This window comes from Mycetocola sp. Y442 (assembly GCF_056898615.1).
In genome coordinates this window covers 34257-48258 of record NZ_JBXHBV010000002.1, presented here as the reverse complement: position 1 = coordinate 48258, position 14002 = coordinate 34257, and the positions used below count along the sequence as shown (strand labels likewise).

Below are 14002 nucleotides of genomic sequence, written 5' to 3'. Positions count from 1 at the left end.
AAATCGCCTGCGCCTTGAGCATCCGTAATCTCGGAGTTCAATCAACTCAGGCTGGCGACGACCATGGCAGTGCAGCGACACAGCGCTGAGTCGAGATCCCGCTGCCAGGCCAGCGGCGAGCCAGACCGGCGCAGGGCGCCAACAAAAAAGCCCGGAGAGACAGCCGTAATCGACGTCTTTCCGGGGCATACCGTGCGCCCGAAGGGATTCGAACCCCCAGCCCTTTTGATCCGTAGAGAGAGCGGACGAACGTGACGAAGCAAGCGGGACCATCTCGAACCGTCCCACAGCCGACCGGGCCGCCCAGCACTTGGGCAGTTGCTGGGTTCGGATCACGGTCGGCGCCGAAGCGGTTCGGCGACGTGAGTAATGACTCAGCGAGGCACGGCCGGAGGGGTTCCGGCGGGCATTGCAGATGCGATCAGTACCGGTTTGAGCGCATCAAAGCTCAGCGGCATCGTCGGTGTCCTTGCCCTTGTACGTGAGGAGCGGCACGCACACCATCGTCGAGCAGATCCAGCATTTCGGTACCGGCCCTCGAGCTGGTCAACGACCTGCACACGGTGAAACACATCTGGGTGCTTCTCGACGTATGCGGCAAGGCCCCTGAGCTTGCCGACGGCTTCGTAATGAACGCACCGTGCAGGTCAACAATCGAAGGCCTTAGCACTCCCGCGGATGCGTGGACGAAGAGGAAGTCGATGTACAGACTGTGCCAGCCGTCCCGCTTCTGCCAGGGAATGACGAGAGCGATCTTGGCCCGATTCGATGGGTTGCGGTACCAAACGACAGCTGCATGGCAGAGCTCCGTCTCGAGCACGTACTGCTCGAGTGACTGCAGGTCAGCTCGGTAGTTGCCGAACTCATCGGAGAGGACATGCCACTTATGGGTCGCCCCTCGCCGGTCACCGTTCGCGCCCGGCGGGATTGTGAAATTAGTTCGTTCGGGCGAGCTGGACTGACGTCGGACGCGGTCGAACTCCTCCCGGGCCGCCTCTGAGAGCCGGGTGGTGGCGGAGTGGTAGCGCTGCAGCCAGGACGGCACCAGCTCAGCTGCGCGCGCCTCAACCCGCTGCGGAGCTCGGGATCTTGAGCGAGAGCGATCGCCAGGATCCTTGTGTCGGTGACATCATCGCCGTCCGGCGCGTGAAGCGAGACTACCTCCGCGGCTGGTTTGACTAACTGGTTGGTTGACTTTCGGACGGGCAGGCCTTACGTTATTGACAAATCAGTAACCGACTAGTTTGTTAGTAGAACTGACCATGTTCCTCTCTCTTCGCCTCGACCCTGGGACGCGTCCGGGACCGGTCTTCATCGCCGGTGTCGCGAACCAGCTCTTCGTCAGTGGCTTCTGGGTGCCCGCCGCGTCCGGGGGCGCGCTCCACACGATCGACCCCAACCCCAAGACGCACGAGAAGAACACCGTCGTCATCGGACTCCGACCAGCAGGGTGCGGCGCAGAGGCGTCACCGTCACAGCTCCGCACCGGCCTCCCCGAAACGCATCCGTCCGCTCCTCATCACCAACCGCACTCCACTACGAAAGAAGAGATCCCATGCGAGAAACCACTGCACTCGTCGCTGTCACGGACGGCCAGCCCCTCACTGCTCAGACCATTCAGAGGCGCGATCTGCGTGGAGACGATGTCGCCATCGACGTGACTTTCTGTGGAGTCTGCCACTCCGACCTCAACGAGATCCACCGCCACGGGAACAAGCCCCTCGTCCCAGGGCACGAATTCGTCGGCCTCGTCACGGCGATAGGAACCGATGTCACTCGATTCCGGCTGGGAGACCCCGTCGCGGTCGGAACCCTCGCCGATTCGTGCGGCGCCTGCTACATGTGTCTTGCCAACCAAGAGAATTACTGCTTGGAATACCCCACCCTCACCTACGGCAGCACCGACCGCATCGACGGAACCGTGACTCAAGGCGGGTACTCGACTGAATACGTAGCGAAGGAGAAGTTCGTCTACGCCCTCCCCGACAAGCTCGACCCCGCCGGCGTCGCTCCCCTCATGTGCGCGGGAGTCACGGTCTGGGAGCCCCTCATCGCCTGGGGCGCCGGACCGGGCAAGACCGTCGGAATCGTGGGACTCGGCGGCCTCGGACACCTCGCCGTGAAGTTCGCCCATGCACTCGGCGCCCACGTCGTCCTGTTCACCACATCCGCGCAGAAGGCCGCCGGTGCGGAACTCTTGGGAGCGGACGAAGTGATCATGTCAAGAGATGAGGCGGCCATGCAGGAGCAAGCGAACCGGTTCGACCTCATCGTCGACACCGCCTCGGCGCCACACGACCTCACCCCGTACCTTCACACCCTCGCGCTCGACGGGACACTGTGCGCTCTCGGCGCGCTCGGTTCCCTGCAATTCGACCCCTTCGCGTTGCTCTTCGGGAGAAGGAGCATCGCCTCAGCAGGCGGCGGAGGAACCACGGGAACACAGGCGATGTTGGACTTCTGCAATGAGCACGGCATCACCGCCGACGTCGAGGTCCTGCCCGCGCGCGACGTCAACACAGCACTCGAGCGACTCGAACGCAACGACGTCCGGTTCCGATTCGTCCTCGACATGAAGGAGCTGTGAAACGCCTCTGGCTCGCGTCGGTTGCCGTGCCGCTCCGTGTGTCCCTGCTCGTCGTTTTCACGCTCAACGCCTCTTCATGCGAGCTTTCGGCGCGCCCACCCGCTGCTTCTCACCGGGATGCTCGGGGCGATCGCACTGTCGATCGTCGTCGTCGAGGCCGGCGGGAGCATAGGGTCGGGCCTGCTCGTTCGTCCGTCTGGCAGTTCGTAACCCCGGCACATGACGCGTGCCGCCACCAACGATGCCGGCCAGCTCTGCCACAGGGTATGCACCGAGTGGATTGATGGACTCGCTCACGAGACCCTCGGTAGTCAGTTGCTCAGATCTGCTGAGTCGACGGCGCGAATCCTCGCGCGACGATTGTTCGCAAGGCATCCCGGCGGCGCTCGTGCTCAGCGGCAGGATCCGTCGGACTAGCGGCGAATACAGTGCTCGTTGGCGACCAGGCCATCGAGATGGCGACAACGCTCGCGATGATGTCGAAGGGATCGAACTTTTCGTCGACGAGACCGGCATCCTGCGCCGCCGCGATAGCGATTTCCTTGTTGCCATATTCGGTCGATAGCTCACTACTGAGATGCCCCGTGGGCCGCCGCTCGAGCCGAGACCACGTCGCCAGCCGCACCAACTCCGGGTGCTCGAGGTGGTCGTCGTAGAGCGCGACCGCGTACCCGGGCAGGTCCTCCGGAGTGAAGGGGACGGCGTCCATGATCGAGTTGATTGCCTCAGCGAAGACAGCGTCAAACAGCAATTCCTTGCTGACGAAGTAGGCATACAACTGTGCTTTGTTGACCCCTGCGTTGTCCGCGATTCGAGCCACGCGAGCTCCGGCAATACCGTACTGCGCGAACTCGGTCTTCGCCGCCTCAAGGATCTTGGCTCGGCTCGCTTCCCCACTTTTTCTCATGGTGACCATGATAGAACCAACTAGTTGGTGCCTGCTTGGTGTCGCGCACTGACGCGCCCGTCCGAGATGCCGGAGTGGGCGAGGCGGGGCCTTCGATGGCTTCAATCCCGAACTGCGCGAACTCAGCGGTCACTGCATCGAGTATCCGTTCGCGCGTGGCGTTTCCAAGTTTCATGAATCCGCCATGGGCGTGTGCGGCCTGCCCCTTACCCCTGATCTCCAACCCGTTCGTGTTCGTGCTCGGCCTGCCCGCTTTGGCAAGTCCGCACCGGTTCGTCGCAAGGCGGCGGAAGTTTTGGCCTCGTTAGCCTCCAGCTCATGCTGGGCGACCTCGGCTGTGGCGCTCGATCCTCGTCGTCGGTTCACCCCTTCGGCGCCGTCATGCGCATCAATAACTAACTAGCTAGTTGACATTCACACACGGCGCCCTTACCTTAAATACCAACCAGTTAGTTACCAACGAAAGAAGGCCGACATGAATACCGTTCTTATTACCGGCGCAGGTACTGGCTTCGGCCGACTCGCCGCCTTCGATTTGGCCCGTCTCGGGTATCGGGTTATCGCGGGGGTGCAGATCTGGCCGCAGGCGACGCAGTTGCGCCAAGAGATCGCGGCCGCCGGCTTGGAGAACATCGAGGTCATCAAGCTCGACCTTTTCGACGAGGTCGACGTTGCGCACGCGCTCCGCTATGACGTCGACGTGCTGTTCAATAACGCGGCCGTGGCTTACATCGGAAATCTGACCGACATGCCGATGTCGCTCATTCGGGCGAACTTCGAGTCGGACGTGTTTGCTCCCCTGGAGTTGACGAAGAGCTTCATCCGTCAGATGGCCGCTCGCGGCAGCGGCAAGATCGTGTTCAACTCTTCCATTGCCGGCCTGCTGGCTCAGCCCTTCGGCGGCGCATACACCGCGGTGAAGTACGCGATCGAGGCGATCGCCGCCACGTTGCGGGAGGAGCTGAAGCCCCTCGGCGTCACCGTGGCGACTGTGGAGCCCGGGCCCTTCCAAACCGGCTTCAACGACACCGCGATCGAAGCGTCGTCCTATTGGTACGACCCGGAGACGGCGGTCCTGCCGGGTTGGCAGCTACCAACGTTTACCTACCCGGGGCAGGGCGACCCGCAGGAAATGGTGGACGTGATCGTCAAGGTCATCACCGGTGAGATTTCCAGCTACCGCAACGTTTTCCCGCCGTCGACGGAACGCGAGGCCCGAGAAGCGCAAGCCGCCGAGTGGGAGATCACCGTCTAGGTGGCACGCACCCGTGCTCTTGTAACGGACCGACAGACCCGAACCCGCGGTATACCGCGCTCCCAGAACAAGCCCAGGGAACGCGGGCACAGAACCCGGTCAGCAATTCAAAGTGTGGGGATAGTGTGGGGCACCAACGAAAAAGCCCCGGAGAGACAGCCGTAATCGGCGTCTTTCCGGGGCATACCGTGCGCCCGAAGGGATTCGAACCCCCAACCTTCTGATCCGTAGTCAGATGCTCTATCCGTTGAGCTACGGGCGCATGGGCTTGGCCGGGAGACAATCTCTCGCTCCGCAGGCCGTATTAGAGACTACATGACCCGGCGGCTCCGCGCCAATCGAGGCAGCGACGGTCACGTGACAGAACCCTTAGCGTGGGTTATAATTGATGTTTGTCAATGTTATAGTTGACATTTGTCAATAAAGCTTCCCCGCGTCATCAGGAGTCACATGCCTCGAGCTTCACGGTCATCCGCACCGATAAAACCACAACGGACCGCTTCCGCCGACGGCACCATGACCCACCGTCAGGTGCTCGAAGCCCTCTCGGGTCTGCTTCTCGGCATGTTCGTGTCGATCCTCGCCGGAACCGTCGTCGCGACATCCCTCCCCCTCATCATCTCCGAGCTCGAGGGCGACCAGTCCGCATACACCTGGGTCGTGACCTCGACCCTCCTGGCAACAACCGTCTCCACCCCGCTGTGGGGAAAGTTCGCTGACCTCTTCAACCGCAAGCTGCTCATCCAGCTTGCGCTCGGCCTCTTCGTCATCGGCTCGGCTGCCGCCGGTTTCTCGCAGAACACCGACACCCTGATCCTCTTCCGCGTGCTTCAGGGCCTCGGTGGCGGCGGGCTCGCCGCGCTCAGCCAGATCATCATGGCGGACATCATCAGCCCCCGCGACCGTGGCAAGTACGCCGGCCTCTTCGGCGGCGTCATGGCCGTCGGGACCGTGGGTGGACCGCTCCTCGGTGGCCTGGTGACGGATTCCCTCGGCTGGCGCTGGAACTTCTTCATCGCGTTGCCGATTGCGATCATCGCGATCGTCCTGCTGCAGCGCACGCTCCACCTGCCCAAACAGCCGAAGCGCAAGGTTCACATCGATTACCTCGGCGCGATCCTCATCGCCGCCGGTGTTTCGCTCCTCCTGATCTGGGTGTCGCTCGCCGGCACGCAGTTCGACTGGATTTCACTACCGAGCCTCCTGATGGTGCTCGGGTCTGTCATCCTTCTGGTCGGCGCTGTCGTCGTTGAACTCAAGTCGCCTGAACCGATCATCCCTCTCGGCATGTTCAAGAACCGCACGTTCACGCTCTCCGTGATCGCCAGCATCTCAGTCGGTGTCTCCATGTTCGGCACGTCAGTCTTCCTCGCGCAGTACATGCAGCTCGCCCGCGGAGCCACGCCGACAGAGTCCGGGCTGCTCACCATTCCGATGATGGCCGGTCTGCTCATCTCCTCGACGATCTTCGGTGGCATGATCAGCCGTCGCGGCAAGTGGAAGGCAATCATGGTGACCGGCGCAGTCCTCACGGTCATCGGCTCTGTCCTCCTCGGCACTCTCCACTACGACACCAACCTCGTCCTCGTGGGCATCTACATGGCCGTCCTGGGTGCGGGTCTCGGCATGCTGATGCAGAACCTCGTGCTGGTGGTTCAGAACACGATCGAGGTGCGCAACCTCGGCGTCGCCACCAGCGCCGTCACCTTCTTCCGGAGCCTCGGCGGCACCATCGGCGTCTCCGTACTCGGATCGGTGCTCGGCACCGTCGTCGCGCAGAGCATCAAGGAGAACGTCGGTGCCCTCGCGCCGACGGACCAGGCCCTCGCTGGGAAGTACCTCGGCAGCGGAACGATCCCGCAGATCCACGAGCTGCCCGAGGTGTTGCAGAGCGTCGTCGAGAGTGCGTACGGCAGTGGGGTTGGCTTCGTCTTCCTTTGCGCCGTTCCGCTCACCCTCGTCACTCTCATCGCGACGATCTTCATTCCGAACGCACCGCTCGGTAAGCTCAACGCCGTGCAGTTGAAGAAGCAGCCCGTCGACACGTCGCACGACCGCGACGCCAGCGACATCCTCATCGATGTCTCGACGGCGAGTGTTGCGCTCCCCCCGGTCGGCCTCGCAAATCCAACCGGTCAGATCCCGACCGTGAAGCCGGAAGATGATGGCGCGACATCGAATCCGACGAGGATGCCATGACCACGGATGCGACGAACGTCTCTCCCGACTCCGACCGGCATTCAGCGGCCATCGTGGGCGTCGAGGTCAACATGGGTGCCCTGTCGCGCAAGCTTCAGCTCATCCTGAAGAACGCGGCAGCGGCGATCGACCCCACCCTTCCGCCTGCTGGCTTTCAGTTGCTCCGGCTGATCCAGCGATGCGGTTCGGTGCAGGCCAGTGTCGCGGCCGAACGCCTGGTGGTCGATCGGAGCGTTGTGAGCAGGCATATCCGGCAGCTCGAAGAGCTCGGCCTGGTCGAGACGCGCACAGACCCGTCCGACGGCAGGGCCCGTTTCCTCGTGCTGACCGAGGAAGGCACCCGTCGTATGCGCTCGGTCAATCCGTCGGGCAGGTCCGTTATGTATCCGCTGCTGACCGACTGGGAGGTCGACGAACTCGAGAGCTTCGCGGCACAGCTCGAGCGCCTCACCGAGGCGATCGACCGGCGTAACGACGAGTTCACCGCAACCGACTGACCCGCGGCGCTCCGAACGCCACCATTTTTCACACGGATGCCGTCCCGCACGCACGCGGGACGGCATCCGTTTCGTTAATCCCCTAACGCAATCCGCGCGCATCGAGCGCTGCGATCTGGCGCTTGAGCGCGATCTGCCGATACGACTCGTCAATGAGTTCCGCCAGAATTTCCCAATCGACATCAGCCTCGACGAGGTCGACGCCGAGCCAGCCACCCGGCCCGAAATAGGGAGGCACGAAGAACCGCGGGTCTTCGAGAAGAGCCGGCCGCTCGTCGGGATCAGGTTTGAACACCAGGGTATGCGGGCGATCCATCGACGACCCCATCACCGCGAAGAGCTTCTTGCCCGCACGGAATGTGGGTCGGCCCCACGCCTCGACCTCAGCGAACTCCGGATACTCGGCACAGATCTGCCGCACGCGGTCGACGACCGCGTCACCCGGTTCGAACAGTCGCGGATGCTCCACGCGGGTGATCCTACGCGCTGGCCGCCGTGTCGTCACCGGTCGGGCAGTACAGCTGGGTGCGCTCACCACTGCGGTCGACGATGTGCAGAGACATGAGCTGACCGCAGAGGGGGCACGCCGACGCCGAGGCGGGCGGCAACGGCTCCTCGTTGTATGGCCCGAGCGGAGGTGGGCCAATGTACGGCCGCAGCGAGTTGTTGAGCCAGTTGGTGAAGCCACCTGACTCCCTGATGCTCGGCCGCTTCTTATTGCTTCGTGCCATACCTATGAGCGTACGTTGAAAGTGCGCTCAGGTGATGCCCGGCCAACCCCGATCCAGCAGAACTCGCTGGGGTAGACTCTCTCCCAGCGAAGGGGAGTAGTTCCCACCGCCGCTTCACTCCAGAAACGGCGACGCGGTCTGTCGACACACTGGTCTTTCGACCCGGCAGCCCACCCGCGCACTGCGGGCGAGCGAGACCTTCGGCCACATCTCAACGATGGCCGAAGTTTCCGCACCCCGGAATCGTCGGTCACCCGATTCAGGAGCAGTACCGTGACCGAACCCCGCACATCGCCGACGGCATCCGACATCAAACGCTGGCGACAGTACCTTGCCGACGAACGCGCCGAAGCATCCGTCTACAGCGAACTCGCCCGTCGGCGTACCGGCGAGGAACGCGCGATCCTTCTCGGCCTCGTCGAGGCGGAACGCCGCCACGAAGCTCACTGGATCGACCTGCTCGGCGAGCACGCGAACGAGCCCACCCGTACGGCGCTGCGCACCCGACTGCTCGGCTTCTTCGCGAAACGCTTCGGCTCGGTCTTCGTACTCGCCTTGATGCAGCGGACTGAATCGCGATCTCCGTACGAAGCGGATGCCGACGCGACAGACGCGATGGCGGCCGACGAACGCCTGCACACCGAGATCGTGCGCGGCTTGGCAGCACGCGGCCGCAACAACATGTCGGGAACGTTCCGCGCCGCTGTCTTCGGAGCCAACGACGGCCTGGTCTCCAACCTCGCGCTCGTGCTCGGCATGAGTGCGACCGGCGTCGGCACCGGTGTTGTCCTCGCCGCGGGTGTTGCCGGGTTGCTCGCCGGTGCCCTGTCGATGGCCGCGGGTGAGTATGTGTCCGTCCGCTCGCAGCGCGAACTGCTCGACTCGACCACGCCAGACCCAACCGCCAGGCAGGTGCTCCCCCAGCTCGACGTCAACGCGAACGAACTGCAGTACGTCTATCGGGTGCGCGGGATGGCGCCCCAGCAGGCCGCCGAGCATGCCCGCGAGGTGCTCAACAACCTCGACTGCGTGCACGTCGGGCTCGACACCGGCACCCTGTCTGCCCAGACAGGCGATTCGATCGGCTCCGCACGGGGCGCCGCGCTCTCAAGCTTCCTGTTCTTCGCGTCCGGCGCGATCATCCCCGTGCTGCCGTACCTGTTCGGCATGAGCGGGCTCGGTGCCGTTGCGGTCGCCGCCATCCTCGTTGGCATCGCCCTGCTGATGACCGGCGCTGTCGTTGGTGTGCTGTCGGGAGCGTCACCGCTCAAACGTGCGCTGCGTCAACTCGCGATCGGCTACGGCGCTGCCGCCATCACCTATCTGCTCGGGCTCGCATTCGGCACGACCATTGCGTAGCGCTGGCTAGGAGCGCCCGCGACCCCGGTTGCGGCCCTTGCCCAGCTTCTTCGGGGCGCGGCCCTGGCGCGGAGTGAACGGCTTCGCCTTCGGCTTCTGCTGGGGTTTGCGCTCCTTCGGTGGCGCCTTCTCCGGCTCTTCCTGTGGAGCACGGGACGACCGCGCGGTCCTCCCCCGCACCACACCGACGAAGTCCTCGATATCCGGAGTCGTCTCCTCGGCGACCCAGGCCAGCCCGATCCGGGTCTCGGCGACGTCTGTGACGGGCCGAGCGACGACATCCTTACGCCCATACAACCGCGCAACGGACTGCGGCACAATGACGATTCCCACTCCGGCCGCAACGAGCTCGATCGCGTCCTCGACCGACCGCAGTTCGGGCAACGGCCGACGCGATCCATCGCGCACCTCGGCCGCGACGTCGCGCCACTCGGGCACCTCGTCAGGGTCCTGCAGCAGGTGTTCGTCGGCGAGCTCAGCAACCGTCACCGATTCGAGTTTTGCGATGTCGTGGTCCTTGGGCACAACAACGACGGCGATCTCGCTGTACAGCGGGATCAAACTGAGGTCAGTGTCGTCGACGGGAAGCCGCACGAAACTGACGTCAGCGGTTCCTTCGTGAAGCACGCTCACGGCATCCGTTTCGGTGGTCGGCGCGAAGGCCAGCGGCAGATCCTTGCGGCGTTCCTGCCAGACGGTTGCCCACTTGGCGAGCGTCACCCCGGGCACAAAAGCTATGGTGAACGACGGTCCTGGCGTCTCGGCAGTATCCATCGGTCCTCTTCCATCCCCACCGCATCGGTGTGCGGCGGTCTGTTCAGGGTATTACGGATGCCTCCTCCCGCGCTCCACGGTGCCGGTTGGCAGTTAAGCTGGGAACATGGCAACGAACAAGACCCCCCAAACGATGAAGCCGGAGACGGCCGCTAAGAAGCTGGGCGTCTACCTGCCGGCAACTCCCGAAGAATTCCGCTCGAACCCGGTCACCCGCGAACAGCTCAATGAGCTGCTGAGCTCGCCGCCGGAATGGCTGGTCGAGTTGCGCAAGAACGGCCCGCACCCCCGCATCGAGGTTGCCCGCAAGCTCGGCGTCTCTGTGTCCGGTCTCGCACGCGCCGAGATGAACGACGCCGCGCTCACGACGGCCGAGATCACCGCACTCCTCGAGGCTCCCCCGGCGTGGCTCGTGGCCGAGCGCGCCACCCAGGCCGAGGTGCGTGCCGAGAACAGCCGCATCAACGACAAGAAGGCCGGGCAGCGCGCCCTCGCCGACGAGAAGGCACGTCAGCAGAAGTAACGTTTCACCGACAGCACGGCCCGGGCAGCTCTCGCTTCCCGGGCCGTGCTGCGTTCGGCACCTACCCCGTGACGGGCGCCGCAGGAGCGAGCGGCGCCGAGAGCCAGGCGGCACCCGCGACAGAAGAACGGCCCGGAGAATTCTCCGGGCCGTTCCTGTGTTCAGCTGTGTGCTTAAGCGCGGCGTGTACGACGCACGAGCATCAGTGCGCCACCAGCGAGGAGCAGGGCACCCGCGAGCGGGAGCGCCCAGGCGGCATCCGCACCCGTTGACGGCAGGGCATCAGCAACCGGAGTGGTGTCGGCAACCGGAGGAGTGGTCGACGCAGGCGCCGGAGGGGTGACCGGAGGCGTAACGGCCGTCGGAGGCGTGTCGGTGACCGGCGGTGTTACCTTCGTCGGAGGAGTCTCGACAGGGCACTCACCGGCTGTGGCGTCCCGTACGGTTTCCTTCACCGTGGTCTTCGGTGCGTCCTTGACCCAGGTGTTGGACTTCTCATCGAGCGTCCAACCGGTGGTTACGGTCGTGGTGGTGGTCTTGACCGTCTTGCTCTCGCAATTGACATCCTCAACCGACTTGGCGCTCTCGAGCGGCTTGGGCTTCTCCGGAACAACAACCGGCGGTTCCTCGACCGGCGGTGTGACTACCGGAGGTGTAACGACTGGAGGCTTTACCGGAGGCTTAACCACCGGAGGCTTGACTACCGGAGGCTTCGCTGGCGCTGGACACGGCTCGCTTTTCTTCGATTCGGTGACGTCGTAAGTGGTGCCAGGTGCGTCCACGACGACGGTGTAGCTGTGGGCAACTGTCCGGTCGTCGAACTTGTATGCCTTGACGAATTCCTTACCGAAGGTTGCGTTCTCGACGGTCTTGCCGTCGATGGTCACCTTGGCGGAGTTTTTGGCGGTCGCGCCATAGTTCTTGAGTGTCACGGTCAGGCTGTCGCACGTCGCAACTACCTTCGGTGTGTGCGCGGACGCCGGTGCTGCTCCCGCGAAGAGCACTAGGGCGGCTCCCACGAGAACGCTGGCATTGAAGCCGGCGAGTAGTTTGGTGTGAGTCTTCACAATAACCTTCCTGAACGCACGCCCGGCTTATCTTCGGGAGTGCGTCATCATTCCGGTCTGAGCTGCGCGATCGGGTAAGCGCAGCAGCGCAGAACGGTCGCTCCGCGTGCCGACCTCGGGCGGCCTGGCAACACGACAAGGGGTTTCTCCCCTTGCAAGGACTACCCTCCGGCAGCTGCGTCAGGATTGACCCCGGAACGGGGTAAGAAAACCGCAATATTTGCGCAGGATGCAAAAAGCCCGCGCCGATCTTCGGTCAGGAAGGCACGCATCACTCAGGAACGAGGATTTGCCCCCGCGGTTGCCACGGCATCCGTGCCTGCTGCATCCGTGCCCGCTGCACCCGGACCGGCCGCAGACGGCCCGCCGACGACGCTGAACCGAGAACGGCGCTTCTTCGTGCCGGCAGAGCGGCCATACACGAGATACATCGTGAGGCCCATGATGATCATGAGCAGCACCGTGTAGACGAAGGTGATCGACATCGCATCGAGGTTGTTCTCACCCTCGGTGCTTGCCTTGATGGCGATGCCGAGCGGTTCGTACAGCGGGTGATAGAGGAAGACGGCGGCGTCGTAATCGTCGAGCAGGCTGTTGAAGTTGAGCGCGGTGATCGCGGCGGCCGTCGGGATCACGAGCGGGAACAACACCTTGCGGAAGGTGAACAGTGACTTCGCACCGAGGATGCGAGCGGCATCCTCGAGTGAATCGGGAATCGACGCGAACGCCGCCTTGAGCAGCCGCAGCGTGAACGGGATCTTCACGATGATGTACGCGACGAGCAGCAGCACGGCGGTACCCGTGAGCACCTGGCCACCGATGAGCGGGTTGGGCCGGTCGAACGTCATCACGAGTGCGAGCGCAATGAGAATCGTCGGCAGAATCCACGGAATGTGCAGGAGATATTCGAGAACGGATGTCACAGGGTTCCGATATTTCTGGATCACCCGCGAGACGAACAGCAGCCCACCGACGACGATGAGTGCTGCGAGCGCGCTGTAGACGACGCTGACGACGAACGGCCGGAGCACGGCAGGAGTACCGAAGACCGTCGCGTAATTGTCGAGGGTGAACGAACCGAGCGTGATCGACCCGGTGAGCACCGCGGTCGAATCGACGAAGGAGAACAGGACGATGAGCAGCACCGGCGCCGCGTAGATGACGAAGAGGACATAGGCGATGATGTGGACGATCACGTTCGCCGCGCGGTTCGGGATTCGCTGTTTTTGCAGCGGGGTCGCGACCTTCGCGACGGAGAAGTAGACGCCCGACTTCTCGACGCGGTTCATGACCGCGAGAAGGATGATCGTAGCGACGCCGAGGATGATCGCCAGGAGCGCGGCGAGGTCACGGGAACTGGTGCTCTTCGAGAACGTGACGATCATCGGTGCGATGGTCTGGAAGTCAGGACCACCGAGCACGATCGGTGCGGTGAGCGCGCCGAGACCGGTGAGGAAGGTCAGCACCGTGACGGCGAAAATCATCGGACGGAGGGCGGGCAAAACGATCTTCCACAGGATGCGCCAGGTCGACGCTCCCATGTTCCGTGCCGCTTCGATGGTCTGGTAGTCGACCTTCGCGAGTGCCGAGGACAGGAACAGCATGTGGTTCGTTGTCGTCGCGAACGTCATCACGAGCACAACGGCAAAGAAGCCGGAGAACCAGTTCGGATCGACCTCTGGCCAGACGTTGCGAACGGCGTTGGTGATGAACCCGTACCGGCCGTAGATGAAGTTGTAGCCGGCGGCGAGCACGATGCCGCCGTAAATCAGTGTGGTGGCGTAGCCAAGCCAGAGCACGCGGGCGCCCCGGATCTGGAAGTACTTCGTGACGAGCACGATGAAGATGCCGACAACGTTGACCGTCACCGAAAGAGTGATCGCGAGCAGGAAGCTGTGCCACAGGCTCTTCATGGCGCGCTCGGAGCTGACGAGCTTTTCCACCGCGCGGGCGCTGAACTCGCCGCCGGGGAAGAACGTCGACACCAGCAGGTTGATGTTCGGGAACAGCAGGAAGGTGACGATGAACCACACGAGCACCACCGAGACAACGATCACGAGCGGTGAGCGGAGCATGGCCCCGAGCGATGAGTTCCGCATGTCG

12 protein-coding genes and 1 tRNA gene are annotated in these 14002 nt (G+C 63.6%); 6 read left to right on the top strand and 7 right to left on the bottom strand.

The features are described from left to right. Positions 1–1555 precede the first annotated feature (1555 nt). Positions 1556–2587 (top strand): NAD(P)-dependent alcohol dehydrogenase, encoded by a 1032-nt coding sequence (locus AC1X6S_RS06915; RefSeq protein WP_483405030.1) that lies wholly within the window; start codon positions 1556–1558, stop codon positions 2585–2587. Positions 2588–2906: 319 nt separating this feature from the next. Here AC1X6S_RS06915 and AC1X6S_RS06910 read toward each other — a convergent pair whose 3' ends face one another. Next, on the bottom strand, positions 2907–3494 hold the full coding sequence (locus AC1X6S_RS06910) for a TetR/AcrR family transcriptional regulator (RefSeq protein ID WP_483405029.1): 588 nt from the start codon (positions 3492–3494) through the stop codon (positions 2907–2909). Positions 3495–3969: 475 nt separating this feature from the next. Here AC1X6S_RS06910 and AC1X6S_RS06905 point away from each other — a divergent pair, with 475 nt between their 5' ends. Next, positions 3970–4749 carry an SDR family oxidoreductase gene (locus AC1X6S_RS06905; RefSeq protein ID WP_483405028.1) on the top strand — a complete coding sequence of 260 codons (780 nt, stop codon included), beginning with the start codon at positions 3970–3972 and terminating at the stop codon, positions 4747–4749. A gap of 189 nt (positions 4750–4938) precedes the next feature. Here AC1X6S_RS06905 and AC1X6S_RS06900 read toward each other — a convergent pair. Next, positions 4939–5011 (bottom strand) — tRNA-Arg (locus tag AC1X6S_RS06900). Between the two features lie 254 nt (positions 5012–5265). Here AC1X6S_RS06900 and AC1X6S_RS06895 point away from each other — a divergent pair. Both AC1X6S_RS06895 and AC1X6S_RS06890 read left to right on the top strand, forming a co-directional pair. Then, the gene (locus AC1X6S_RS06895; protein ID WP_483405027.1) at positions 5266–6948 is read left to right on the top strand and encodes an MDR family MFS transporter; all 1683 of its coding nucleotides are present in this window, start codon (positions 5266–5268) and stop codon (positions 6946–6948) included. Beyond that, complete coding sequence (locus tag AC1X6S_RS06890) at positions 6945–7445, top strand: MarR family winged helix-turn-helix transcriptional regulator (RefSeq protein WP_483405026.1); 501 nt, start codon at positions 6945–6947, stop codon at positions 7443–7445. The genes AC1X6S_RS06895 and AC1X6S_RS06890 overlap by 4 nt, the downstream gene beginning before the upstream one ends. Before the next feature lie 82 nt (positions 7446–7527). On the opposite strand, the gene AC1X6S_RS06885 is transcribed toward AC1X6S_RS06890, so the two are convergent. After that, positions 7528–7914 (bottom strand): MmcQ/YjbR family DNA-binding protein, encoded by a 387-nt coding sequence (locus AC1X6S_RS06885; RefSeq protein ID WP_483405025.1) that lies wholly within the window; start codon positions 7912–7914, stop codon positions 7528–7530. A gap of 10 nt (positions 7915–7924) precedes the next feature. After that, positions 7925–8176 carry a hypothetical protein gene (locus AC1X6S_RS06880; RefSeq protein ID WP_483405024.1) on the bottom strand — a complete coding sequence of 84 codons (252 nt, stop codon included), beginning with the start codon at positions 8174–8176 and terminating at the stop codon, positions 7925–7927. A 273-nt stretch (positions 8177–8449) separates the two neighbouring features. Here AC1X6S_RS06880 and AC1X6S_RS06875 point away from each other — a divergent pair, with 273 nt between their 5' ends. Next, positions 8450–9535, top strand: coding sequence for a VIT1/CCC1 transporter family protein (locus AC1X6S_RS06875; RefSeq protein ID WP_483405023.1), 1086 nt, complete (start codon positions 8450–8452; stop codon positions 9533–9535). Positions 9536–9541: 6 nt separating this feature from the next. Here AC1X6S_RS06875 and AC1X6S_RS06870 read toward each other — a convergent pair whose 3' ends face one another. Further along, positions 9542–10309 carry a LysR family substrate-binding domain-containing protein gene (locus AC1X6S_RS06870; protein ID WP_483405022.1) on the bottom strand — a complete coding sequence of 256 codons (768 nt, stop codon included), beginning with the start codon at positions 10307–10309 and terminating at the stop codon, positions 9542–9544. 106 nt (positions 10310–10415) lie between these two features. On the opposite strand from AC1X6S_RS06870, the gene AC1X6S_RS06865 reads away from it, so the two are divergent. Then, the gene (locus AC1X6S_RS06865; protein WP_483405021.1) at positions 10416–10832 is read left to right on the top strand and encodes a DUF5997 family protein; all 417 of its coding nucleotides are present in this window, start codon (positions 10416–10418) and stop codon (positions 10830–10832) included. Between the two features lie 173 nt (positions 10833–11005). Here the strand turns inward: AC1X6S_RS06865 and AC1X6S_RS06860 are convergent, their stop codons facing one another. Next, the gene (locus AC1X6S_RS06860) at positions 11006–11899 is read right to left on the bottom strand and encodes an LPXTG cell wall anchor domain-containing protein (protein WP_483405020.1); all 894 of its coding nucleotides are present in this window, start codon (positions 11897–11899) and stop codon (positions 11006–11008) included. A gap of 275 nt (positions 11900–12174) precedes the next feature. Continuing rightward, positions 12175–13998 carry an ABC transporter permease gene (locus AC1X6S_RS06855; RefSeq protein ID WP_483405019.1) on the bottom strand — a complete coding sequence of 608 codons (1824 nt, stop codon included), beginning with the start codon at positions 13996–13998 and terminating at the stop codon, positions 12175–12177. Positions 13999–14002: the final 4 nt, after the last annotated feature.